At 67.6% G+C, this 25323-nt stretch carries 17 protein-coding genes; 10 read left to right on the top strand and 7 right to left on the bottom strand.

Annotated features, from left to right (window positions below):
- The first annotated feature begins 60 nt into the window (after positions 1 to 60).
- The 3 genes from ubiH (at position 61) to ACVCMB_RS08580 (ending at position 3363) form a co-directional block, all read left to right on the top strand.
- Complete coding sequence (ubiH, locus tag ACVCMB_RS08590) at positions 61 to 1284, top strand: 2-octaprenyl-6-methoxyphenyl hydroxylase (RefSeq protein ID WP_447106664.1); 1224 nt, start codon at positions 61 to 63, stop codon at positions 1282 to 1284.
- Complete coding sequence (locus tag ACVCMB_RS08585) at positions 1281 to 2492, top strand: UbiH/UbiF/VisC/COQ6 family ubiquinone biosynthesis hydroxylase (RefSeq protein WP_447106663.1); 1212 nt, start codon at positions 1281 to 1283, stop codon at positions 2490 to 2492. Before ubiH ends, ACVCMB_RS08585 begins: the two co-directional genes overlap by 4 nt.
- A gap of 82 nt (positions 2493 to 2574) precedes the next feature.
- Positions 2575 to 3363, top strand: coding sequence for a dienelactone hydrolase family protein (locus ACVCMB_RS08580; RefSeq protein WP_395120079.1), 789 nt, complete (start codon positions 2575 to 2577; stop codon positions 3361 to 3363).
- A 10-nt stretch (positions 3364 to 3373) separates the two neighbouring features.
- Here ACVCMB_RS08580 and ACVCMB_RS08575 read toward each other — a convergent pair whose 3' ends face one another.
- From ACVCMB_RS08575 to ACVCMB_RS08550, 6 genes are all read right to left on the bottom strand, one after another.
- Positions 3374 to 5266 carry a GGDEF domain-containing response regulator gene (locus ACVCMB_RS08575; RefSeq protein ID WP_447106662.1) on the bottom strand — a complete coding sequence of 631 codons (1893 nt, stop codon included), beginning with the start codon at positions 5264 to 5266 and terminating at the stop codon, positions 3374 to 3376.
- Positions 5267 to 5464: 198 nt separating this feature from the next.
- Complete coding sequence (gene hemE / locus ACVCMB_RS08570; protein WP_447106661.1) at positions 5465 to 6532, bottom strand: uroporphyrinogen decarboxylase; 1068 nt, start codon at positions 6530 to 6532, stop codon at positions 5465 to 5467.
- Between the two features lie 21 nt (positions 6533 to 6553).
- Positions 6554 to 6814, bottom strand: coding sequence for a WGR domain-containing protein (locus ACVCMB_RS08565; protein WP_395120076.1), 261 nt, complete (start codon positions 6812 to 6814; stop codon positions 6554 to 6556).
- Positions 6815 to 6920: 106 nt separating this feature from the next.
- A complete protein-coding gene (locus tag ACVCMB_RS08560; RefSeq protein ID WP_447106660.1) occupies positions 6921 to 10670 on the bottom strand; it encodes a translocation/assembly module TamB domain-containing protein in 3750 nt (1249 codons plus the stop codon).
- Positions 10671 to 10933: 263 nt separating this feature from the next.
- Entirely contained in the window at positions 10934 to 12709 is a 1776-nt protein-coding gene (locus ACVCMB_RS08555) for an autotransporter assembly complex protein TamA (RefSeq protein WP_447106659.1), read from the bottom strand.
- A 119-nt stretch (positions 12710 to 12828) separates the two neighbouring features.
- Entirely contained in the window at positions 12829 to 15429 is a 2601-nt protein-coding gene (locus ACVCMB_RS08550) for a glycosyltransferase family 2 protein (RefSeq protein WP_447106658.1), read from the bottom strand.
- A 615-nt stretch (positions 15430 to 16044) separates the two neighbouring features.
- Here ACVCMB_RS08550 and ACVCMB_RS08545 point away from each other — a divergent pair.
- The 7 genes from ACVCMB_RS08545 (at position 16045) to ACVCMB_RS08515 (ending at position 24554) form a co-directional block, all read left to right on the top strand.
- Positions 16045 to 17325, top strand: a complete 1281-nt coding sequence (locus ACVCMB_RS08545) for an HlyD family secretion protein (RefSeq protein ID WP_447106657.1) — start codon at positions 16045 to 16047, stop codon at positions 17323 to 17325.
- Entirely contained in the window at positions 17318 to 19507 is a 2190-nt protein-coding gene (locus ACVCMB_RS08540) for a peptidase domain-containing ABC transporter (RefSeq protein WP_447106656.1), read from the top strand. Before ACVCMB_RS08545 ends, ACVCMB_RS08540 begins: the two co-directional genes overlap by 8 nt.
- A 26-nt stretch (positions 19508 to 19533) precedes the next feature.
- Positions 19534 to 19701 (top strand): hypothetical protein, encoded by a 168-nt coding sequence (locus ACVCMB_RS08535; protein WP_447106655.1) that lies wholly within the window; start codon positions 19534 to 19536, stop codon positions 19699 to 19701.
- A 930-nt stretch (positions 19702 to 20631) separates the two neighbouring features.
- A complete protein-coding gene (locus ACVCMB_RS08530) occupies positions 20632 to 21645 on the top strand; it encodes an IS30 family transposase (RefSeq protein WP_447105661.1) in 1014 nt (337 codons plus the stop codon).
- Between the two features lie 136 nt (positions 21646 to 21781).
- A complete protein-coding gene (locus ACVCMB_RS08525; RefSeq protein ID WP_447106654.1) occupies positions 21782 to 22171 on the top strand; it encodes a GntR family transcriptional regulator in 390 nt (129 codons plus the stop codon).
- A complete protein-coding gene (locus ACVCMB_RS08520) occupies positions 22168 to 23064 on the top strand; it encodes an ABC transporter ATP-binding protein (protein ID WP_447106653.1) in 897 nt (298 codons plus the stop codon). The genes ACVCMB_RS08525 and ACVCMB_RS08520 overlap by 4 nt, the downstream gene beginning before the upstream one ends.
- Positions 23061 to 24554, top strand: coding sequence for a hypothetical protein (locus ACVCMB_RS08515; protein ID WP_447106652.1), 1494 nt, complete (start codon positions 23061 to 23063; stop codon positions 24552 to 24554). The genes ACVCMB_RS08520 and ACVCMB_RS08515 overlap by 4 nt, the downstream gene beginning before the upstream one ends.
- Before the next feature lie 187 nt (positions 24555 to 24741).
- Here the strand turns inward: ACVCMB_RS08515 and ACVCMB_RS08510 are convergent, their stop codons facing one another.
- A complete protein-coding gene (locus tag ACVCMB_RS08510; protein WP_395120072.1) occupies positions 24742 to 25209 on the bottom strand; it encodes a Dps family protein in 468 nt (155 codons plus the stop codon).
- Positions 25210 to 25323: the final 114 nt, after the last annotated feature.

The following is a 25323-nucleotide window of genomic DNA, read 5'->3' as shown; positions in this document are numbered from 1 at the left end:
TTTAGCCCAATGCGGCCGGCCCGATGCGTCGGTGCGGCGTCGACGCGTATCATCCGTGGCATGAAACCCTCCGGCTCCCCTGTTTGCGGCAGCGTATTGATCGTCGGTGGCGGCCTGGTCGGTGCCAGCCTGGCGATCGCACTGGACGCGGCCGGTGTCGCCGCCACCCTGGTCGAGACCGCCGCGCCGCGCGCCGATGCGCAGCCCAGCTACGACGAGCGCAACCTCGCGCTGGCCAGGGCCACCGTCAACGGGCTCGACGCGATCGGCGTATGGCAGCACGCTGCCGCCCGCGCCACGCCGATCCGGCACATCCGGGTCAGCCGTGCCGGTGAATTCGGCAGCGCGCGCATCGACGCAGACAAGCAAGGCGTCGACGCGCTGGGCTGGACCCTGCCGGCGCGCGAACTCGGCGCGGCCCTGCTGCGCCGGCTCGACGCCTGTACCCGGCTGACCCGGCTCGCCCCCGCCACGCTGTCCGCGCTCGAACCGCTGGCTGGCGGTTGGCGCGCGCAGGTCAACGCCGCCGACGGCACACGCCACATCGACACGCCGCTGCTGGTCGGCGCCGACGGCACCGGCTCGTTCGTGCGCACGCAACTGGGCATCGACGCCGAGCACCACGATTATCGGCAGACCCTGTTCGTCTGCACCGTCACCCCCGAGCGCGATCACGCCAGCCGTGCCTTCGAGCGTTTTTCCGATGCCGGTCCGATCGCCTTGCTGCCGCTGGCCGAACGCCGCTGCGGGCTGGTGTTGACGGTGGCCGCGGACGAAGCGGCTGCGGTGGCCGCACTGGATGACGCCGCCTTCATCGAGCTGGCGCAGCAACGCTTCGGCTGGCGCCTGGGGCGACTGAGCCGACCGGGCAGGCGCCATCCCTACGCAATCCACCGCGTCGCGGCGGCGCAATTGATCGCATCGCGCGCGGTGCTGATCGGCAATGCCGCGCAAACCGTGCATCCGATCGGCGCGCAAGGCTTCAACCTGGGCTTGCGCGATGCGCTGACCCTGGCCGAGCTGGTGGCCGCGCAGGCCGATCCCGGCGACGCGGACATGCTCGCCCGCTATGCGGCACGCCGCGCGCCGGATCGCGAAGGCACCATGGCGATGAGCCACGGCCTCGTGCAACTGGCCTGCCTGCGGCAACCGTTGCTGGCACCGCTGCGCTCGCTGGCCTTGCTGGCCTGCGACCGGTTGCCGCCGCTGCAGCGGGCGCTGGCGCGGCGCGGCATGGGCTTTCGCGGTACGCCGCCGCGCGCCGTGCTGGAGCGGGTGCCATGAACGCCGCCATCGGCGAGGTCGCCCCGCGCCGCCGCGCCGCGGCACTCGACGTGGCCGTGGTCGGCGGCGGCATGGTCGGCGCGGCGGCTGCACTCGCGCTGGCCCGCGCGGGCTTCAGCGTCGCCCTGCTGGAAGCACGGGCGCCGCGGCCGTGGTGCGCAGATGCCGAGGTGGACCTGCGCGTGGTCGGGCTGGCGCCCTCGTCGATCGCGCTGCTGGATGACATGGACGTCTGGACGTCCATCCGCCAGGCGCGTGCCTCGGCCTACCGGCGCATGCACGTGTGGGACGACGCCAGCGGCGCGTCGATCGACTTCGATGCCGCTGCGGAAGGTCGCGACCTGCTCGGCTGCATCGTCGAGAACAGCCTGGTGCAATGGACGCTGTGGCAGGCGCTGGAAACAGCTGGTGTCCGCCGGCTGTGTCCGGCCGAAGTGACGGCTTTCGAGGCGCGCGACGATCGCATCCAGTTGCAACTGGCCGACGGCGCGACGCTGCCTGCTGCCGTGCTGGTGGCCGCCGACGGCGCCGGCTCGCCGCTGCGCCAGCTCGCCGGCATCGGCACGCGCGGGCGCGATTACGCGCAGCGTGCGGTGGTGGCGCATGTAGACACCGAGCGCGCGCATGAAGATACGGCGTGGCAGCGCTTCCTGCCGGGCGGCCCGCTCGCCCTGTTGCCGCTGGCCGACGGGCGCAGCTCGATCGTGTGGTCGCTGCCCGAGGCCGAGGCGCAGCGCGTGCTGGCGCTGGACGACCGGCGCTTCTGCGACGAGCTCGGCGCCGCCAGCGATTTCCGCCTGGGCCGGATTACCGGCAGCACGTCGCGCGCCGCGTTTCCGTTGAAGCTGCAACTGGCCGAGCGTTACCAGGCCGAGCGCTTCGTGCTGCTGGGCGACGCCGCGCATGCGGTGCATCCGCTGGCCGGGCAGGGCGTCAACCTGGGCCTGCGCGACGTGGCCGAGCTGCGCGACACCCTGGTCCAGGCGCGTGCGGCAGGCCGCGACATCGGCGCTGAACACGTGCTGCGTCGCTATGCGCGGCGCCGGCGCAGCGCCGACACGCTGGATGCGCTCGGCTTCGACGCGCTCGCGCGCATCTACGCCTGGCAGTCGCCGCCGCTGGTCGCCGCGCGCGCCGTCGGCGTGCGCTTGTTCGATCGGCTGGCGCCGTTGAAGCGGCGCCTGTCGGATCACGCCGCAGGACTTTAGATCTTTGCCCTCGCCTGCGACCGAAGGAGGTTCCTCGGGAACGCGCAGGGGAGGGCAGCGTAACGCCACCGGAGGATCGACCATGCGCATCGCCCGACTCTGCTGTCTGCTGTTGCTTGCCGGATCAAGCCTCGCCGTCCAGGCGAAGATGGTGCATCGCCCGGTCGAATGGACGCAGGACGGCACCCGTTTCCACAGCGTGCTGGTCTACGACGACGCCACGCTGGTCAAACGCCCCGGCCTGGTGATGGTGCCGAACTGGTACGGCGTGAACGACGCGGCCGTGAAGAAGGCCGAGATGATCGCCGGCAAGGATTACGTGATCCTGCTCACCGACATGTACGGTGCAGACGTGCGCCCGACCACGAATGCGCAGGCGCAGGCCGCGGTGAAGCCGCTGTACGGCGATCGCGCGCTGATGCGCAAGCGGATCGGCGTGGCGCTGGAGCAATTGAAGGCGCAGGTCGCCGGCGCGCCGCTCGATCCCGCGAAGCTGGCGGCGATCGGTTTCTGTTTCGGCGGCTCGGCGGTGCTCGACCTGGCGCGCAGCGGCGCCGACGTGGCGGCGGTGGTGTCGTTCCACGGCGGGCTGGCCACCGACGATCCGATGCTGGCCAAACACATCAAGGCGCGCGTGCTGGCGATGAACGGCGCCGACGACAAGGGCACCATGCCGGACGCAGGCAAGTTCATGGACGAGATGCGCATGAGCCCCGCCGATTGGCAGTTCGTGGTGCTCGGCCACGCGGTGCACTGCTTCACCGAGGTCGGCGAGAACTCGCCCGGCTGCCGCTACGACGCCGCGGCCGCGGCGCGCAGCTACCGGCTGATGCACGACTGGCTGGATCACGCGTTCGCCGGCACGCCCTGAGGCGTCGCGCTCAGCCTTCCAGGTAAAGCTTGCCGTCCTCGTAGCGGCAGGTGCGGTTGCGACCCTTCTTCTTGGCCGCGTAAAGCGCCTTGTCGGCGGCGTTGACCAGGGCGCCGGGGTCGGCCATGCCGTCCTCGCGCGCGGCCAGGCCGATACTGATCGTCACGCCCAGTTGCTGGTCCTCGACGGCCACCCGCAGGCCGGCCACCGCCTTGCGCAGGCGCTCGGCCGCGTGCAATGAGGAGGACAAGTCGGCATTGCGGCAGATCACCAGGAACTCCTCGCCGCCCATGCGGCACACGGCGTCCTCCTTGCGCGCGGAGCGGCGGATGGTGCGGGCCACTTCGAGCAGCACCTGGTCGCCTACCGCGTGGCCGTGGGTGTCGTTGACCTCCTTGAAGCGGTCGATGTCGATCATCATCATCGTCACCGGATCGCCGGAGCGTTCGGCCATGCTCCACGCCTGGGCCAGCGACTCCATCCCCGCGCGCCGGTTCTGCAGGCCGGTGAGCTGGTCGATCAGGGCGTAGTGCTGCAGCTTGCGGTTGCTCATCGCCAGTTCGGCGGAGAACCGCTTGAGCTGCGCGCGGTCGTGCTCCCACTGGTTGAGCAGCTTCACGTACTGGCGCGCCGCGCCCATCCGCAACGGCAACATGCGGGCGGCCTGGGCCGGGCTCACGCAATCGTTGATCTGCGCCTCGGTGGCCAGGCGGATCTCGGTTTCGGACGTCACGCTGGCCAGCACGATCAGGTAGATCGACTGGCCCCACGGCGTGGCGCGCAGCGCGCGGCACAGCGCCCAGCCGTCCAGCCCGGGCATGCGCGAGTCGGCGATCACCACCTGCGGCATCAGCTGCACGGCCAGCGCGAGGCCTTCCTCGCCGCTTCCGGCCGAGTGCACCACCTGATCGGGCATGCCGCCGAGGATCTCCGCCAGCATCGCGCGCACCGGCGCCGCGCTGGCCACCCACAGCACGCGCGAGACCTCCACGGCGGGCGCGTTGTCAGCGGCGGCGGCCGGGGTGGCGACCAGGTCGGTGAAGGCCGACACGTTGTCGTCGGGAACCTGCAGCACCGCGCTCCAGTCGTGCCATTGCGCATGCACCTGGTCGAGCAGGATGCCGAGTTCGCCGGCGTCCAGGCCGATCCTGCCGCCCAGCAGCATCAGCTCGCCGATGTGCTGGGTACGCTGCTCGTCCGGCGCCAGGCTCAGGTCGGCCAGCCGCCTGGCCAGGTGGAACAGCCGGGTGAGCTGGTACGGACGCGAGCCCTCGGCGAAGCTGGCCGACTCGACGTTTTCGTGGAAGAACACCGGCTCGGCCAGTGCCCGCGGGATGCCGCAGTCTTCGAGGATCACCGCGGTGAGTTCGTTGTGGTCGACGTGCAGCAGTTGCCGCTCCGCCTCCACCGTGGTCTCTCCGCCGCGTTGCAGCAGCTGCGCGTATTCCTCGGGGTACAGCGTGGCCAGCGCCAGCTGCCCGATGCGGGCGAGCAGGCCACAGGCGAACAGTTCATCCGGCGACGCGAGCCGCACCCGCTTGCCCAGTTCCTGCATGGCCACCGCCATCAGCAGCGAGTGCGACCAGAAGCGCGGGTAGTCGAAGCTCTTGCAGGCGCCGCTGCGGTACTGGTCGACCAGCGAGAAACCCATCGCCAGCTGGCGCACGGCGGCCAGGCCGAGGCGAATGATCGCCTCGGGGATGCTGGCCAGCGGGCGGCCGCCGATGCTGGCGGCGTTGGCCATGTGCAGCAGGCGCCCGCTGGTGACCGGGTCGCTCTGCACCAGGCGGCTGATTTCCTCCAGCGTCGCGTCGTCGCGGCGACTGATCTGCATGATCGCCAGCGCCACACCCTTCGGGCTGGGCAGGCCGCCGTTGATTCGCAGTTGTTCGATGGCCTTCATGCAGCTGCTCGTTGGGTCGATGACGCACACGGTACGCGGGATGCGGGCGGATGTGCGACTGCCGCGCATCTCATGCCGGGCCGCGAGGCATTCGGCCTGCCGCAGGCCGCGGCCTGGCTGCTCGCACCGGGGTCCATGCCACTGGGGTATCGGCGTCGCGTCGCCGATCTTGAGTGCCGCGCGCGGGCCGGTCCTCGATCAGGCGCGCAGCGTGCGCCCGTAGGCGTGCACCTCGTCCACCAGCACCTTGACGTGGTCGGGATCGACCTCCGGGGTGATGCCGTGGCCGAGGTTGAACACGTGGCCGGGGTGGTTGCCGTAGCTGTCCATCACCGCGCGGGCCTCGCGGCGGATCACCGCCGGGCTGGCGCGTAGGATCGCCGGATCGAGGTTGCCTTGCAGCGCCACGCGGCCCGCCACGGCGGCACGCGCGTCGGCCAGGTCGACCGTCCAGTCCACGCCAAGCGCCGCGCAGCCGCTGTCGGCCAGCGCCGCCAACTGGCCATGGGCGCCCTTGGAGAACAGGATCACCGGCAGTTCGCGCGAAGCGGCGTGCTCTTTCAGCGCGGCCACGATCCGCGTCATGTAGCGCAGCGAGAACTCGCGGAACGGCGCCGGGCCGAGCAGGCCGCCCCAGGTGTCGAAGATCATCAGCGCCTGCGCGCCGGCCGCGGCCTGGGCGAGCAGGTAGGCGGTCACCGCCTGGGCCAGCGTGTCGAGCAGCTGGTGGGCGAGTTTCGGCTCGTTCCAGCACAGCGTCTTGAGCGTGGCGAAATCGCGCGAGCCGTGGCCCTCGACCATGTAGCAGGCCAGCGTCCACGGGCTGCCGGAAAAACCGATCAACGGCACGCGGCCGTGCAGTTCGCGGCGGATCAGCCGCACCGCGTCCATCACGTAGCGCAGTTCGCCATCCATGTCCGGCACGGCGAGCCGGGTGATGTCCGCCGCGGTGCGGACGGGGCGCGCGAACTGCGGGCCTTCGCCGTGCGCAAACGAGAGGCCGAGGCCCATCGCGTCGGGAATGGTGAGGATGTCGGAAAACAGGATCGCCGCGTCGAGGTCGAAACGCCGCAGCGGTTGCAGGGTCACTTCGCAGGCGTATTCCGGGTTCTGCGCCAGGCCCATGAAGCTGCCGGCGCGCTCGCGGGTGGCGCGGTACTCGGGCAGGTAGCGGCCGGCCTGGCGCATCACCCAGATCGGCGTGGTGTCGGTGGGCTCGCGGCGCAGCGCGCGCAGGAAGCGGTCGTTGTTCAGGGCATCGGGCATGGCAATCAACGGTGAGGGATTTCAGCGCCCGTACGGGCCTTCCTGGCCCTGGGCGAACATCAGGCGGAAGCCGCGCTTGAGCTGCGCGTCGCGGGTCTTCTCGAACGCGGCAATGGCCGCGTCGCGTTCCAGGAACTGCTCGCGCTTCATGGTGGCGCGCCCGCCCTGGGTGCCCGACTCGCGGTACAGCGTCCAGCCGCCGAGCAGATCCTGCTCCAGCGTGATCTGGACATAGCGCGGCGTGTCGGTACTGCCGGGCACGGATTGCAGGTAGAGGCGCATGGTTTTCCGAAACGGTGCGGACGTGATTGCCGCAGCACCCGCCATTCTAGCGGGCCGGGCCAGGGCCGTCTGCCGCCGCGGCAATCCGTCGGCGGCCGCGGCGGCCCTATCTTTCGAGCCGGTAGTTGAGGCTGGCGCGGCTGAACTCGGTGGCCTGCTGCGCCTCCAGGTTCCAGCGCTTGCTCAGCCGATAGCGCAGGGTGATCACCTCGCCCGGCTCGAACAGGCCCACGCCGTAGCTGAGATAAAGCCGCGGCGAAAGATACTTGCCGACGGTGAACGCCGAACTGCCGCCGAGCGCCTCGTTGCTGGACACGCCGATGTCGTCCAGCCCCAGCTGCGAGCCGATCCGCTTGGCGAGCAGGTCGCCCGCGGCCGAACCCAGCGCCTGCGCCGCGGCGCTGACCATGCTGCCTTCGCCACCCTTGACCTCGGACAGCGGCTTGCCGGTGATCAGGTACGACAGCGCGTCGGACTGCTCCATCACCGGGTTGGAGAACACGGTGAGGATCGGCCGCTGCGCGGTGCCGGAGACGTACAGGCCCACTTCCTGGCCCTCGTCGATGGTGGCGTTGGGGTTGAGCTTGCGCACCGCACGGATGTTCAGGCCGGGGTTGTCGATCGGCGTGCTGGCGAACAGCAGCTGGCCGCGCTGGATCTGCAGGTCCTGTCCGTACGCGCGGTAGGTGCCGTTCACCGCGATCTGGCCCTGGCCGATGGTGGCGCGGCCAGGCTTTTCGATCACCGTCAGCACGCCGCTGAGGCGGCCGTCCAGGCCCATGCCGGTGACGTGGGTCTGCTCGCCCAGGTTGACCTTGACCATCGCGTTCAACGGCGTGCCGCTGGCGGCGCCCTGCGCCTGCCGGGCGTCCACCACCACCACGTCGGGCGAGGCGGCGCTGGCGCCGGCGTCGGGCAGCTTGTCCACGTTCACCCGTGCACGGTCGAGGCTCACCGCGCCGGTGATGTCGATGCCGTTGGCGCCTTGCTGCACGAGCAGGTCGGGCGAGAGCACCACGCTGGCCGCCGGGATGTCCACCGCGGTGAACTGGCTGCCCTTGATGGTGAGTCGCGTGGGCAGGGCGCCGTCGAGGCTGGCGCTGCCGTCCACCGCGACACTGCCCTTGCCCGACTGCACGCTGCCGCGGATCTGCAATTGCTGTCCGTCGAGCGTGGTCACGTGGAGTTGTCCCTGCGCGAGGGTCAGCCCGGCGGCGGGAATCTCCGCGGTGAAATCGCCCAGCTCGGCCTGGCCCGTCAACAGCGGTTGCGCCAGGCTGCCGGCGAACTGGAAGCGGCCGTCGGCGCGGCCCTTCACGTTGGCCAGTTCGTGGCTGAGCAACTCGACGAAGGCGAGGTTGCCCACGTGCAATTCCAGCTGGCCGCTCAGCGCCTGTTGCGCGCCGGCGATGCCGAGCTGACCGTCGATGCGGCCGCCATCGTTCAGCGCGGCATGCAGGTCGATCTGCTGGCGCTGCGGCGCGAGATTGGCGTCGAGCTGCAGGCGGTCGTAGCGCAGCAGCGGCGCGCGTCCGTCGTCGGTATAGCTGATCGCACCGTGTGCCGAGCCGATCGACGCCTGGCCGCTCAGCGCACCGGCCGCGCTGCGGTGGATCTTGCCGCTGCCCTCGATGTCGCCGTCGGCGCGCAGCGGCAGGTCGGCTTCGCCGGTGGCGTTCAGCAGCAGCGCCAGCGGCAGGGCCTGCAGCCGATAGCTGGCGTCGAGGTTGCCGGCCTTGTCGCGGCGCGCGCTGGCGCACAGCAGTGGGTCGCCCGCGGTGATGCACAGGTCGGCAAGCTGCATCGCGCCATCGTCGTAGCCGAGCTGGGTGGCATGCTGCAGACGCCACGGCGGCAGGCCCTGGGGTTCCAGATTCAGCGTCGACAGCGTGCCGCTCCAGCGCGAACCGGCGAGCGCGCCGTGCAGGTCGAGCGTGCCGGACAGCTGGCTGCCGCGCGCCTGCACTTCGAGCCGATGGTTGGAATCGCTGCCTTCGGCCAGCGCGTGGATATCCTGGAATGTCAGCCCCTGCACGGTAGTGTCATCCAGTTGCAGGTCCAGCTTGCCGGCCACGCGGCTGATGTCCGGCAGCCCCACGATCAGGCGCAGGCGCCGTGCGCGCTGCTGCTGCCAGGCCAACGCCTCTCCGTGCAGCTGGCCGTTGATGCCGAGCTTCGGCAGCTTGCCCTGGATTCGCAAATGGCCGTCCAGACGGCCGCTGGCATCGGGCAGCCAGTCGCCGAGCGAGGCGATCGCCAGTTGCAGTTCGGCGTCGTTGCTGGCGCCGGGCCGCGCGGTCAGTTGCAGCGAGCTGGGACCGGAGGCCAGTTCCAGCCGACCGTCCAGCACCCGCTGCGGCGACAGGTGCAGCTTGCCGTGGCCGCTGACCGCGCGCTTGCGCAGGTTGCCGGCGAGCTTGCGGATGTCCAGCGTGGCGTCGAGTCCGTCGGCCGTGCGCCGGCCCTGGCTGGCGATGTCGGCATCGAGCGCGCCGTCCCAGTGCGCCAGCAACTGGCCAGGATCGAAGGCCTCGGCGCGGACCTCGGCCTGCCACGCCAGCCCCGGTTGCAAGGTCAGCTCGCCGTGCGCCTGGAGCCGGCCCTTGGCTTGTTTCAGGTCGAGCGTGCGCACCTGCAAGCGCTGCGGCGTGCCGTCCAGTTCCAACGCCAGCTGCGCCAGCTTGCCGGGCGGGCCCAGCGCGAGATTGCCTTGCACGCGGTACGCGTCGACGCTGCCCGTGGCCTTGAGCTGGCCGTGGCTGGCCAACTCCCGACCAGCCAGCTCGGCCGGCAGTTGCAGGTCGGTCCAGCCGATCTGCAGGTTGGCGGCGAGCGGCTTGGCGTCCAGCTGCACGGTGCCGCTCGCTTCCACGTTGCCCTTGAAGTGCGGCGAGCCGAGCCGGAGTCGTTCGAGCGTGAGCGTGTGGTAGTCGGGGTCGAACCGCGCGCGCAGCGGCTGCAGCAGCACGCGGTACTGGTTCAGGTCGAGCTGGCCTTCGAGCGTGCCGCCGTGGCGGTCGCCGTGCCCCGCGAGCGAGAACGCCAGCGATTGCAGCGAGCCTTCGCCGAGCAGCGGCGCGGGGTCGAAACGCGGCGCCTCGAGCGTGCCGCTCCAGCCGAATTCGCCGGCCTGGGCGAGTTCGGCGTGCAGCTTCATCGGCGCCGGTGCGGTGAGCGCGCCATCCAGCGTGGCCCGCCTGCCGTCGCTGTGGATCGAGAGCGTGCCGGCGACATCGGTGTCGCCGGCTTTCCACGCAAAGCCCAGCGTGCCGTTGCCTTGATAACTCTTGCCGAAGACCAGCTCGCCGGCGAGATCGGCATGGCCGTCCGGTGCGCGCAGCGCGAGCTGGCGCAGCGCGATGCCGCGGTCGGTCCAGCGCCCGGCCAGGTCGAGCCGATCGGCGGCAAACACGTCCTTGCCCGCCTGCGTCACCTTGATCGGGCCGACGTGCACGCGATCCAGGATCAGCTCCACCGGCAGATGCAGCGACAGGCTGCCGGAGCTTGCGCTTTCATCGGTGCTGGCGGCGGGCAACGCCACCGTGACGCGCTCCACGTCGAGCGCGGTCAGGTGCACGCGCTTGCCCAGCAGCGACCAGAAGCGCAAGTTCAGCCGCACCGTGGCCAGATCCACCACGGTGCCGTGGCCGTCGTCGTAGCGCACGCCGGAAAGTTGCAGCGGCCCGGCCAGCCGCCCCTGCGCCTGCTGCACCTGCAACGTTCCGCCACTCAGGGATTGCGCACGCGCCAGGGCGAACCGCAGGCCCGGAGCGGTGCCGAGCAGCCACCACGACGCCAGCGTCGCCACCAGCAGCAGCGCGACAGCGGCGACGGCAATGCGCTTGATCCACTTCATGCCGTCAGCCTGCTCCGCTTGGCGTTTACGCGGATGGAATGTTCACTGCCGTTCGCCCTGAGCGTAGCGAAGCGCACGCGGGGAGCGGCCATGGATGGCCGCTGCTTTGGGGAGCGAGGAAGTCGAAGGACAGTCTTCCGCGGGGCGCCCTTCGACTTCGGCCTTTCAGGCCTGCGCTCAGGGAGAGCGGTGGTGGGTGAGGTGTTTGTGGTGAGCGTCATGTTCAATAGTCAATAGTTCAGCCTTTCCCGAATCCCGGCTGCTTACAGATCTGGCCCGATCACCACGTGCAACTCGATGCCGTGATGGTCCGAATCGTGGATCGGCGTGCCGAGGTCGAGCCGGACCATGCCCACCGGCGAGCGCCAGCGCAGGCCCAGGCCGGCGCCGATCTTCGGGCGGAAATCGGTGCCGGTGTAGGCGTTGCCGGCGTCGACGAAGGCGGCCATGCCCCAGTTGCGGGTGAAGTAGTGCTCCACCTCGGTGCTGGCCACCAGCAGGTTGCGCCCGCCGATGACGCGGTCGTAGCTGTTGCGCGGGCCGATCGACTGGTAGCCGTAGCCGCGCACGGAGCGGTCGCCGCCGGCGAAGAAACGCAGTTGCGGCGGCAGCGCGGCGAAGTCGTCGGTGCGGGTGATGCCCGCGCTGCCGCGCAGGATCAGCCGGTTGCGCTGCTTCGCTCCGAACGCGCGGATCCACTTGGCGTCGGCGCTGACCTGATTGAAGCTCGCGTCGGAGAGCAGGCTGCCGGCGGTGCTGCGCGCGGCCAGGGTCAGCGACCAGCCGCGGTGCACGAAGGCGGGGTTGTCGGCCTGCTTGCGGGTCAGCGAGGCTTCGGCGAACACCTCGGTGCTGCGGCCGTGCTCGATGCCCGGCGTGTTGTCCGGTTCGCGTCCGTGCTTGCCCACGGTGAAGGTGCCGGCCAGCGCATGCAAGCCCAGCGTGCGCGTCCAGCCGTGCCACTGGCGCGTTTCGTTGCCAACCAGCTCCAGCGTCCGCGATTGCGAGGTGTCGGTGTCGGCGTCGCGGAAATTCGCGCCGACGTTGTAGCTGCGCTGGTCCGGGCCGGGCAGCGGGATGGTGTACATGGTCGAGAGCGTTTTCAGCCGCTGCGCCACCACCAGCTCGTTCTTCCACTTGTGCCCGCGCCGGTTGACCCAGCGCCGTTCGATGCCGCCGCGCATGCCGAAGCCGGTGTCGGTGCCGATGAAGGGGCCGCCGGTGTAGATCGTGCGCTTGGCCGGCGCCAGCTGCACGGTGACGTCGACGACGCCGTGCTGCGCCTCGTCGACGTCGGGCAGCACGTTGACCACGGCAAAGTAGTCCGCGCCATTCAATGCCTGCTGCAAGGCCAGCAACTGGTCCTGCGAAAAATAGTCGCCGGACTGGAACGGCACGTAGCGATCGAGAAAGCCCTCGTTGAACTGCGAACCCTCGAAGTGCACCTGGCCGTAGCGATAGCGCGGGCCGACTTCCCACCCCAGCTTGACCACCGCGCGCCGCTCGCCGCGGTTCACTTCCACCCGGTGGGTGAGCAGGCGGGCGTCGAGGTAGCCGTTGGCGGTCAGCTGCGCGCTCATGGCGTCGCGCGCCTCCTCGTAGGCTTCGTGGTTCAGCGTCTTGCCGGCGAGCCGCTCGATCGCGCGGCTCGCGCGGCGGATCGGCGCGATCCTGCCGGCGGCATCATCGAGCTGCAGTTCGACCTTGGCCACCTTGACCGGCTCGCCGGGCGTCACATGCACGTCCACCCGCCAGTCCGCACCGACCTGCCTGAGCTCGCCGGTGACGCTGGCGTCGTAGTAGCCGTAGGGCTGCAGCGCCGCGCGCACCTGCTCCGGCACGCGCTGGTACAGGCGCGCGGCCTGCGCGGCGGTGACCTCGCGTTTGGCGTACTGCGACAGCTCCAGGCGGTCGATCACCGCCGCCTTCAGCGGATCTTCCACGCCGTCCACGTGCAGCGCGACGCTCGCGTGCGCCAGCGAAGCCAGCGCAAGCAACGGCAACAACAGCAGGCTCAGGCGTCGGCGGCATCGGCGCATGCGCGAAGGGCGTCCTTGGACGGGATGACAGGTCGCCGCAGCTTACCCAAATGGGCGTAGGGCTCGCATGAATGCCGGCAGGTGGCTTCGGTGCCCGGGCCTGCGGGTCACGCTGGATTTCAACCGGCCTTGTCGCCCGATCGATGCGCGATCCACGCACCGGTCACCGCCGACACGTAGGGGATCGACTGCGCGGCGAGGATGATCATCCACAACGTGCCCTCGATATAACGCGTGCCGAACGCCTCGGCCATGCCGGCGATGCACAGCATCAGCGCCAGCGCCATCAGCAACTCCTCGCGCACCGGCGCGAACGCGGCGAAGTTGCTGCCGCCCAGGCGGCGGCTCTTGGCGGTGACCACGAACGAGGTCTTCTCGCGGGTCAGTCCGTGCAGGATGCCGCGGGCGATCGCGTGGGAGAGGCCCATGCTGGCCAGCGAGGCCATCAGCGTGTCGCGCCAGCTGCAGGGCACGCGGGCGCGATACAGCACGATGCCGAAGATCGCCTTGGCGAAGAAGAAGCCGATCACCGGGATCAGGAACAGCTGCATCGGCAGGCTGAAGTACTGCGGAAAGGCGACCATGCCGGCGGTCCAGAACAGCGCCATCAGGGTGAAGATCAGATGCAGCGCGTCGGCGAACCAGCTGAACCAGCCGGTGAGGAAGTGGAAGCGCTGGCCGGCCGAGAGCGGGCCCTTCTGCGTCATCCAGTGCCAGCGGCCCTTGAGGATCTGCATCGCGCCGAAGGCCCAGCGGTAGCGCTGGCTCTTGTACGCCTTGAAGTCGGCCGGGGTCAGGCCCTTGCCCATCAGTTCGTCGACGTAGACCAGGTCGTAACCGGCATACATCAGGCGCAGGCCCAATTCCGCATCCTCGCAGATGGTCCACTCCGACCAGCCGCCGGTGCCTTCCAGCGCGCTGCGCCGAACCATCGTCATGGTGCCGTGCTGGATGATCGCGTTGCGCTCGTTGCGGTGGTGCATGCCGATGCGGAAGAAACCGTCGTACTCCCACGCGGTCATGCGGCGGAACGTATTCTGCTCGAACTCGCGGTGCGCCTGCGGGCACTGCACCACGGCGACCTTGGGGTCGTGGAAGTAGCCGGTGAGCGTGGACAGCCAGTCGGCGCGCACCTCGTAGTCGGCGTCGATCACCGCCACCACGTCGGCCTCGGGCGCGGTTTCCTTCAGGCCGAAGTTCAGTGCGCCGGCCTTGTAGCCTGGCCACGGCGCCAGGTGGAAGAAGCGGAAGCGCTTGCCGAGCTTTTCGCAGTACGCCTGCACCGGCTCCCACACCGCCGGGTCCTTGGTGTTGTTGTCGATCACCAGCACTTCGTAGTTCTGGTAGTCCAGCGCGGCCAGCGAGTCGAGCGTGACGATCACCATCTCCGGCGGCTCGTTGTAGCAGGCCAGGTGGATCGACACGAACGGCTGCTGGTCCGGATGATCCGGCTTCAGCATGCCGGCGTGGCGCATCCACTTCGGCCGCCACAGCACCTCGGTGAACTCGAAGCCGTTGATCAGCAGAATCGCCAGGATCGCGATCTGCGCCGGGAACAGCAGCGTGAGCATGGTCCAGTCGACCCAGCTCAGGTAGAAATTGAACGGCAGCGTGGCGGCCCACACGATCAGCCCGCAGGCGAGCTGGATCAGCGCGCAGAAGAAGAACCGCCCGACCAGCTTGAAGCGGCTGAAGCGGCGTGCAAACAGGATCATCGGCAGCAATGCCAGCAGGCTCGCCGCCAGCGCCTTCCACGGCCAGGCGGTGTCTTCCACCACCGGTCCGGTCAGCGGGAACTTCAGTTGGCGGTCGGCGTTGAAGATGCCCCAGTACGCGCCGGTGCGGCCTTCGCCGAGGTTCTCCTTCCACGGCTGGTCGAACGCTTCGAGCAGGTAGTACTCGATGTGCGCGGCCTTGGCCCGGTTCATCCAGTCGCGGACGAAGATCGCCTCGTTGGAGGTCGACGGGTCGGCGTATTCGTGGCGGTCGCCGTTCGACGGCCAGCCGATCTCGCCCACCACCACCGGCTTGCCGGGGAATCGCTGCACGATCGACTCGTACGCGCCATAGGCCGCGTCCACTGCGTTGTGGCGCACCACGCCGTTCCAGAACGGAAACAGGTGGATGGTGATGTAGTCCACGTGCTGCGCCAGCTCGGGGTACTTCAGCCAGATGTAGTCCGGCTCGGCGATCGACACGGGCTGGCGCACCGCCGCGCGCACGCGGTCCAGGTAGGCCATCATCTGTTCCGGCGTGAGGTCGTTGCGGAACAGCACCTCGTTGCCCACGATCACGCGGGTGATCGTGTCCGGGTAGGCGCGCGCCTTGGCGATCAGCAGCTCGATCTCACGTTCGTTGTTCTCCAGCCGCTTGTCGATCTCCGCGCCGGCCATCACCTTCAGCCCCTGCTGCTGCGCCAGCCGGTACACCTGCGGGTTCTGTTGCATGGTGTAGGTGCGGATGTGGTCGGTGTAGCGGTGCAGCAGCTTGAGGTCGGCGCCGAGCTCCTCGTCGCTGGGGTAGCTCTGCTTGAACGGGCTCTGGTAGCGCTGGAAGAACGACACCGCGAAGCCGCTGATCTTGCCGTGCCAGTCGTCCGGCCCGTGCGGGTAGTTGCCCCCCCACCACAGCGCGATGTTCAGCGCCGCCGCCAGCAGGGCCAACACGATGGCGGTGAACAGCGGATACCGGCTGTTGGAGTTGGCTGCGGTGGCGCTCAAAAAAATCCCCGGCGGAGCCTGCGCAACAGGCGGTGGAGCCTGCGGAGCTTAACCAATGCGGGGCCTCCGGCTCAATCGAGTCGCCCGGCGCCGGTCAGCGCCAGGTCAGGGCCGATGGCCGTGGCGGTGGATCCGCGGCGGGCCGCAGTAGGAGACTTGGGTGATCATGTGCTCACCGCTTCGCCGGCGGGGCGGCGAAATGCGCTGACACGATTGTCGGGAGATGGTGCGCCGTCAGTCCCGCAGATGTCCCTGTTGTCAATCCGTAGATTGAAAGCATCTCGCGGGAATGGCTTCGCCGAGGGAGATTTCCCGCGGCGATGTTGGCAAATTCGCCTTGCAACCCGTGCACGCTGAACGAAAGTTCCTGCTGATTCGCTGAGCGTTCGGCTGCACCTGGGCGCCCAGCCGATCCATCGCATTCCAGTCGGCACAACGGATGGCGCGCAAAGCAGGCTTTTTTTCCTGCACACGCATGGTTTTACGATGCGTCGCGACTGAGAAAATTTCCTATGGACACATGCTGGCGAGCTGAGAATCCTGAAATAGGCGGTGTGCGACAAGCGCCCCGCTGAACGCTTCAGGGAGCCACATCGAGCCAGCGGGGAATCGGGTTTGTCGCAGGGATTGTTCCGACAGGAAGTCATCGAGGCGAAGCGCGGTGAGTGGCTGGGCTCGATCATCGTCGCCACGCCGCTGTCTCGTTGGGCGCTCACCACGCTGGCGCTGATCCTGGCCGCGGCGATCATGCTGTTTCTCTTGCTCGGTCATTACACCCGCCGCGAAACCGTCACTGGCCAACTGGTGCCCAACAGGGGCGTGCTCACGGTCGCAGCACCCGGCGTGAGCACGGTGACGCGCCTGCTTGTTCGCGGCGGCCAACACGTTGAGGCCGGCGACGCGCTACTTGAGCTGTCCAGCAAGCAGGACAGCACGGCACTCGGCGATACCCACACCCTGGTGGCGCAACAACTCGACATCCAGCGCGCGCGTCTGCGCAGCGACCTCGCCAACCAGAATCAACTCGCCACGCAGCAGGCGGATGCCCTGCGCGCCAAGGTCGTGCTTCTGCAAGCGCAGCTCAAGCAGATCGATGGGCAATTGGCGCTGCAGCAACAGCAGGTCAGCAGCAACCAGCAGTTGCTGGCGCGGATCAAGCCACTCGGCGTCAAGGGCTACGTCTCGGCGGTGCAGATCCAGCAGCAGACCACTGCTGTGCTCAATGCGCAGGCGCAGTACAAGCAGTTGCGACGCCAGCAACTCGAGGCGCGCCAGCAACTGGACAGCGCCGACCAGCAACTGGCGCAGCTGCCGCTGGATGAGGCGACCAAACGCAACGACACCGAGCGCCAGTTGGCTGCGCTCACCCAGTCCATAGCGCAGAACGAGCAGCAGCGCGCGATCGTCTTGCATGCGCCGCGCGCTGGCGTGGTCTCCACCGTGCTGCTGAAGCCCGGGCAGATGGTCAGTGCCGGCCAGCCGCTGTTGTCGATCCTGCCGGCCGGTTCGCTGATGCAGGCACAGTTGCTGGTGCCCAGCCGCGCCATCGGCTTCATCGAGCCGGGCAGCCGCGTGGTGATGCGCTATCAGGCGTTCGCCTACCAGAAGTTCGGCCAGCAGTACGGCCACGTCACCGACATCTCGCGCAGCGCGCTGAGCCCCGCCGACGTGGCGACACTCATCGGCGAGCGGCCGCAGACCGCGCAGCCGATGTATCGCGTGCAGGTGGCGCTGGACAGCCAGCACGTGCTGGCCTACGGCAAGCCCGAACCAGTCAGGCCCGGCATGGCGCTGGAGGCCGACATCCTGATCGATCGCCGCCGCCTGATCGAGTGGGTGTTCGAGCCGCTGTACGGCATGGCGCATCATCTGGCGGGAGGGTCCGCGCGTGGCTGATGGCGGCCAGCAGGCACGCTCAAAGGAGCGTTCGCGCGGCTATCGTGTCGCCCTGCAGTTCGGCTGGCGCCGGGAGCTGCCGATGATGCTGCAGACCGAGGCCGCCGAATGCGGCGTGGCTTGCCTGGCGATGGTCGCGCGCTTCCACGGCCACGACGTAGACCTGGCCGGCCTGCGCCGGCGCTTCTCCACTTCGCTCAAGGGCGCCACCCTGGCGCGGGTGATGGCGATGGCTGGCCAGCTCGGCCTCACCTGCCGCCCGCTGAAACTGGAGCTGGAAGAGCTGGCGCAACTCAAGACCCCGTGCGTGCTGCACTGGGACCTCAATCACTTCGTGGTGCTCAAGCGCGTGGGCAAGCGCAGCGTGGTGATCCACGACCCGGCACGTGGCATCCGCAAGCTGAGCCTGCGCGAGGTATCCGAGCATTTCACCGGTGTGGCGTTGGAGCTGAGCCCGGCCGCCGACTTTGCGCCGGTCGTCGAGCGCCAGGCGGTGTCCCTGCGTGCGTTGACCGGCACCGTCCGCGGCCTGCTGCCCGCGCTGGGGCAGATCCTGCTGCTGGCGCTGGCGCTGGAGGTCTTCGCGCTGGTCGGCCCGTTCTACATGCAATGGGTGCTCGACCAGGTGCTGGTCTCCGCCGATCGCGACCTGCTGACCCTGCTCGGCCTGGGCTTCATCGGCGTGGCGATCTTCTCGGCGATCATCACGGCGGCGCGTTCGTGGGCGGTCACCTGGTTGGGTGCCACGCTCAACGTGCAGTGGGCCAGCAACCTGTTCAAGCACTTGATGCACTTGCCGCTGGACTGGTTTGAGAAACGCCACGTGGGTGATGTGGTGTCGCGCTTCGGTTCGATCCAGACCATTCAACGCACGCTCACCACGCAGTTCATCGGCTCCCTGCTGGACGGCGTGATGTCGCTGGTGACCCTGGTGGTGATGGCGTTCTACAGCCTCGGGCTCACCGCGCTGGTCATCGGCCTGTTCGCCGCCTACGGTCTGCTTCGCTGGGCCTTCTTCAATCCGCTGCGACGGGCCAACGAGGAGCAGATCGTCTACGGCGCTCGCCAGCAGAGCGAACTGCTGGAATCCATCCGCGGCGCCATGCCGATCAAGCTGGCCAACAAGCAGGACGAGCGGCTGGGTCGCTACGCCAACGCCACGGTGGAAACCGCCAACCGCAGTATCGGCATCCAGCGCCTGGGCATCGCCTTCACGCTCGGCAACCAGCTGATGTTCGGCATCGGACGCGTGGCAATGATCTGGATCGCCGCCGTGCTGGCACTCGACGGCAAGTTCTCCGCCGGCATGCTGATCGCCTTCATCGCCTACGCCGACCAGTTCACCAGCCGCGCGGCCGGACTGATCGACAAGTGGGTGGACTTCAGCATGCTCAAGCTGCATGCCGAGCGCGTGGCGGATATCGCGCTGACGGCACCGGAGAAGGCAGCCGATGCCGCGTGGAGCGGCCCGATGCCAGAGGCCAGCATCGAACTACGCCATGTCAGCTTCCGCTACGCAGAAGGCGAGCCATGGATTCTCAAGGACTGCAACCTGCGTATCGACGCGGGTGAATCGGTGGCCATCGTCGGCCCCAGTGGTTGCGGCAAAAGCACCCTGGCCAAGATTGTGTTGGGCCTGCTGCAACCTACCGAAGGCGAAGTTCGCTTCGGCGGCATCGACATCCGCAAGCTGGGCCTGGACACCTACCGCCAGTGGATCGGCGCCGTCATGCAGGACGACCAGCTGTTCGCCGGCTCCATCTCGGACAACATCAGCTTCTTCGATCCGGACGCCACGGCCGTGCGAATCGAGGCCGCTGCGCGGCTAGCGGCGATACATGACGACATCGCGGCCATGCCGATGGCGTATCAGAGCTTGGTAGGGGATATGGGATCTAGTTTGTCGGGCGGGCAGAAGCAGCGAGTGATATTGGCGAGGGCGCTGTATCGGCGACCGAAACTGCTGGTGTTGGATGAGGCGACCAGCCACCTCGATGTGGAACGCGAGCGGCAGATCAACGTCGTCGTAAGCCGACTCAAGATGACGCGTGTCGTGATCGCCCATCGCACCGAAACCGTCGCCAGCGCGCGACGCATTGTGGTGTTGGGGGACGGGGCGATACAAAAGAATTCCACGCTGGAGCGATCTGGCGTGGCCTCGCCGAAATCGGGACGGCGTTGAATTTCCGATAAGAATGGAGAAATAAAATGAATGCTCTGGATGCTTCTGAAATTTCATCCGTGTCAGGTGGAGGAGTTGTAGTCGAAACGGTGAAGGTTGTGCTTGCCGTAGGAGAGCAGCTGTGGGATTTTTCCAAAGGACTAGTTACCGGATTGGAAGACGGGTGGAACGCAGCTGGTAAAGAAAGCAAGTGAGGTCATGGAAATAACGGGAAAAAGATACAAAATCGCTGAGATAGCGAGTGAAATTTCAGAAAAGTCAATCCAATACAAAAGGAGAAAGGTATGAGGTTGCTGTCTCAAATTGAAGCTCAAGCTGTAGATGGCGCTGGTTTCTTTCTGGCGGTAGGTCACGCGATTGGGTACGGTGTCGGTTACGTAGCCCATGAAATAGAGATGGCCGCTGCCAGTCCGGAGGGATCAGCTGCGATTTCTGCAGCGTATACCAGCGGGGCCGCAGTGTAGCAACTTGATCCTAGGGGAAACGAATCGCCAGCCCGGAAATAGGCTGGCGATTCTGCATTTTTTAACTTGTATATGGGGCTTCATGTAGCGCATGCGCATCTTAGTAAGATGTAAAATTTGGTCAACTCGTCGAGATTTAGCAATGTATATATGCGTCGTCTCGATGTGCATGTTGGTCGCCGAATTAATTGCAGCTGTCGTGCTTGTGCAAGTTCTTAGGCTGCCATCCCGAGAAGATATTAGTTCATCAATATCTCCAGTGCTCGCGATTGCGATTGTTCTTGCTCCTCCATTGGAAACCGTGATAGCCCAGCTGGTGCCATTTAAGTTACTTCGATTGTTTCGTGTCCACAATAAATTTTTTCTATTCTTGGCTATGCTTGCGGCTTTTGTCGGACTACATATAAGTTCCGGTCTAACAGTCACCATTGTCGCTGGCGTAATCGGTGGATCATTTCTTTCGTATACATTCTTGAGATGGGCCAAGGAATCTACGTTAACGGCTTTTTATGCCACGACCTGTTGCCATCTTATAAACAACCTGGTGGTAGCTTTGGTGATCTTCGCGGTGACCTGAATATTTGGTGTCGTTTGGTTCTTTGCTTGGCCGACTCAAACTCCACGTGCAACACCATGCCGCATCTGACATAGGCTGTTGCGATGAGAACGTACAACGAATTGACCCTGAACGAGCGAGTGGAGATCCAGCAGCGCCTGGCGTCGGGCGACAGCTTGCGAGCCATGGGAAGATCGCTGGGGCGCGCACCAAGCACGATCAGTCGCGAGTGCCGTCGAGCGAGCGCTTCCCCGGATAGCTACCAGGCGCAGGCGGCACAACATCACCGCGAGCAGTGCCGGGCCAAGCCACGGGTACCACGGAAACTGGGTGACCCCGCCCTGTGGGAGACGGTACAAGCGCTGCTGCGGGCGCGCTGGTCGCCGGAGCAGATCGCCGGGATACTGGCGCGAGGGTTTCCTGATACAGCGAGCTACCGGGTGTCCCACGAAACGATCTACACCGCGGTGTACCTGGTGCCTCGCGGCGAACTGCGCAAGGAACTGATCGGATGCTTGCGGCAAGGCCGCAGCACACGCAAGCCACGCACGCGCGGCACCGACCGGCGCGGCCAGATCCCGGACATGCAGAGCATCCACGTCCGCCCGCCAGAGGTTGCCGATCGCCTGATCCCGGGTCACTGGGAGGGCGATCTCATCAAGGGCGCAGGCAACCGTTCCTCGGTGGGCACGCTGGTCGAGCGCACCAGCGGCTTCGTGGTGCTGGCCAAGATGAGCAGCGCCAGCGCGGCCGACGCGCTGGAGAGCTTCGGCAAGGCCTTGAAGGGCATCCCCGAAGCGCTGCGCAAGACGCTGACGTACGACCAGGGCAAGGAGATGAGTTATCACGCGGCACTGACCTTGCGCACCGGCGTGCAGGTGTACTTCGCCGACCCGCACAGCCCGTGGCAGCGCGGCAGCAACGAAAACACCAACGGTCTGTTGCGGCAGTACCTGCCCAAGGGCACGGACCTGTCCGTCTACAGCCAGGCCGAGCTGGACCAGATCGCCCTGAGCCTCAACACGCGGCCGCGAAAGCGCCATCAATTCCGCACCCCGCTGGAGGTTTACAACGACCACCTCAGACTGGCTGAGGCAGAAGCAGGAACGATTCACTGATCATGTTGCACGTGGACCTTGAAACCGCCCTTCTCTGCTGAAGGCGGGGTTCTGCATCGACCCTGCTGAAGTGTTTGTACGTCTTGAGTCATGTCGCGGTTGACAGGTGATCATGTGTATTGGTGTAATGATACGCATGGATGCCTCGCTGCTGACTGTGCAACCCGCCGCGCCCGAGCCGATCTACCGGCAGATCGTCGAGCAGTTGCGCCGTCTGATCGCCGGCGGGCAACTGGTGGCCGGCGAGCTGCTGCCTTCGGTGCGCGAGGTGGCGGGGTTCCATGCGATCAATCCGATGACAGTGTCGCGGGCCTACGGCCTGGCCGAGAGCGAGGGCCTGCTGGAGCGGCTGCGCGGCAAGGGCATGGTGGTCGCGGCGACGCGTCGCGCGGGACAGTCGGAGAGCCAGCGCCTCGCGCTGCTGGAACCGCAGCTGGTGGCGCTGGCCCGGCACGCGAGTGAACTTGAATTGCCGACCGAGGCGGTGTTGAACCGGCTCGGCCGCTTGATGAGGAGTCGAGAATGAACGCCATGCTTCACGAAGCGGATCCCGTCGATGTCGCACCGCTGGAGGCGCGCGGGCTGACCCACTGCTACGAGGGCAGCAACGTGTTGTGCGGCGTCGACCTGGCGCTGGAACCAGGCTCGGTGCTGGGCCTGATCGGGCGCAACGGCGCGGGCAAGTCCACCCTGATCCGCGCCATGCTCGGTTTGCTCGAACCGCTCTCCGGCGTCGCATTCGTGTTCGGCGAGCCGGCGTTGAAGCTGTCCGACCACGCCAAGGCACGGCTTGCCTACGTACCGCAGCAACCCGAGGCGCTGGCCTGGCTCACCGCGCAGCAGATGTTGGACTACCTGGGGCGCTTCTATCCGTGCTGGGACGCCGCCTTCGTGCGCACCACACTGGAGCGCTGGAAGATCCAGCCGAACAAGCTGCTGGCCAAGCTGTCGCCCGGCGAGCGCCAGCGCGTCGACCTGATCCGCGCGCTGGCCTCGCAGCCCGAGTTGCTGGTGCTGGACGAGCCGGCCGCGGCGCTCGATCCGGTGGCCCGCCGCGAACTGTTGCGCGAGGTGGCGATGCGCGCCGGCGAGAACGGCACTACGGTGCTGTTCTCCACCCACATCGTGTCCGACCTGGAGCGCGTGGCCTCCGAGATCGCGTTCCTGCACGAGGGCAGGTTGCTGCTGCGTTGTGGCGTGGACGAGGCCAAGGAACGCTACGCCCGCCTGTGGCTGCCGGCCGCGGCAAACGTCGCCGCACCGATCCCCTCGCTCAGCCGGCGCCGCCACGACGACGGCAGCTTCAGCCTGGTGGTGGCGCGCGATGCCCGGGACCGTTGGCCGGAAGCGGCGAACCTGCCCGGCGCGCGCGTCGATGCGCTGGGGTTGGAGGATCTGTTCGTGGAGATCGCGGAGTGACGTCGTTCCTGCAATTGCTGATGCTGCCGTGGATGGCATGGTCGCAGCGCATGCGGCGCATCATCGCGAGGACCTTGCTGGTCATCCTCTGCCTGGCCATTGCTGGCTACGTCCTGCTTCGGCGCTCGGCCGGGGCCGGGCCCGGTCTGGCGCATGGCCTGGCCGTCATCGATTGCCTGTTCTGGGCCGCCGTGGTGCCGCGCGCGCTGGTGCTGGCGAACGAGGCACGCCGGCTGCGCCTGCCGGCGCTGGAACGCGCAGCGGCCATCAGCACCGTGTTGTATGCCGCGCTCACCATCGCCTTGCCCGCCGCCGTGGTGGCGATGCTGGGTGGCAGCGGGGTGGTGGCGCTGGCCGAACTTGCGCTGGGTGCGAGCGTCGGCATGGGCTATGCCACCTTGCCGCCCTGGCTTGGCGTCTGGGCCTGCCTGGCGCCCCTGCTCGACGACCACCTGGGTGCATGGCTGCCCATGCCGGTCAGCGATCCCGTGGGCTTTCTGCATTGGGTCGCACCGGTGGCCGCGGTGCTGTGGACCACGATCGCGCTGTGCTGGCGTCGGGCCGCGCGCTGCGACGACGAAGCTTCGCGCTGGCTCAAACCACTGGCGTTGCGTTGGCGCGCGCTTTCCGCGCAGGGCCGCAACGGCGCGAAGCTGGAAACCGAACTGCTGCGTCGGCGCAGCTCCCGGATGCAGCCGGGCGTCGATCTGCGCCGCGTCGGGCCTGATTATCTGGTGCGTGGCCTGCGCGTGGCGCTGGGAGGATGGGGCGTGCCGCAGACGGTGGCCAGTCGTCTGCGCCAGGCCGGCCTGGTGTTGCTCAATGTGCTGTTCGCCTTCGCGCTGCTGGCGACGCTGCGCCACGTGTCGAACGATCAGCCCCACGCCATCGCGTATACCGTCGTGCTCTCCATGTTCGCCAGCACACCGGTCATCGCCTTTGCCCTCAGCCTGTTCGGTGCCGTGCTGGGGCCGGTGAGCGCCGACGCCCTGCGCGCCCGCTGGAGCCGCGACAACGCCGAGTTGGCGGTACTGGCACTGCTGCCGGGTCTCGGCGATGCCGCGCACGCCAAGCGTGCCCTGCTCAAGGCCAGCGTGGTGCCAACGCTGCTGGCGCAGGCGGCGCTGCTCGCGGGCATGCTGGGCGTGGCGCTGTGGGCGCATCTCCCCGGCGGCAATGCCGCCTTGCTGCTGCTCGCCCAGGGCGGTGGCATGCTGGCCACCTTTGCGCTGTCCGTGGCCGCGTTGGGTGGCACGGCGTGGCATCGTGGCTGGCAAAGCCTACTCATCATTGCCGCCATCGTGCTGATGTTGACCACCACCGGCGCGGCGCTGTTCCGGTTCGGCGACAACCTGCTGGCGCAGCGGCTCGCCCTCTCGCCGATCTTCCTCGCGCTGTGGATCGCGCTGCTGGCGATCCTGCTGGCCATCGGCCGTCGCGGCTGGCGCGCATTCTGGTGCCAGCCGCATCCGTTCCTGCCGCACGGGTGAAGCATGACCATGACGAACGCCCGTTCCCGCAAGGTGACGCCGACCATCGGCGGCCTGCCGGGTTGACTGACCGCAGCGTCCCCGCGCAGCCGGGGGCAGGTGTGGATCCGGGGTGGGAGTTGCGGCGTCGTCACCAACGAAGAAGGCCCGTCATCGACGGGCCTTCTTCGTTCATGCCGCGCGGGCGTCAACGCAGCAGCGAGCGCAGCATCCAGGCGGTCTTCTCGTGTTCCTTGAGGCGGCCGGTGACCATGTCGGCGGTGCCGTCGTCGCCGGCGGCGTTGGCGGTCTTGAGGGCGTCGCGGGCGGTGGCGGCGACGATCTCGTGGCCTTCGACCAGCTGGCCGACCATTTCCTGCCAGTCCGGCACGCCGGGCTCGTCCTTGATCGAGCTGAGCTTGGCGAACTGGCTGTAGGAACCGGGCGCGAACACGTCCAGTGTGCGGATGCGCTCGGCAACCTCGTCGGCGGCTAGCCACAGCGCGTTGTACTGGGTCTCGAACATCAGGTGCAGGCTGTTGAACTGCGGGCCGGTGACGTTCCAGTGGAAGCTGTGCGTCTTCAGGTACAGCGAGTAGGTGTCGGCCAGCAGCTTGGACAGGTGTTTGGCGACCGCTTCGCGATCCTTCTTGGCGATACCGATGGAAATGGCCATGGCGTGCTCCTTTGGGGGTGGATGCAATGAATCAACGGTAATGGCTCGGCGCTCGCGCGGGAAATGAATCCTTCGGATGCTGGCGATAGTCGCCGACTATCGGGTCGAGGCGTG

This window comes from Rhodanobacter sp. UC4443_H10, assembly GCF_052978325.1.
This window is presented reverse-complemented; position numbering and strand designations above follow the sequence as displayed.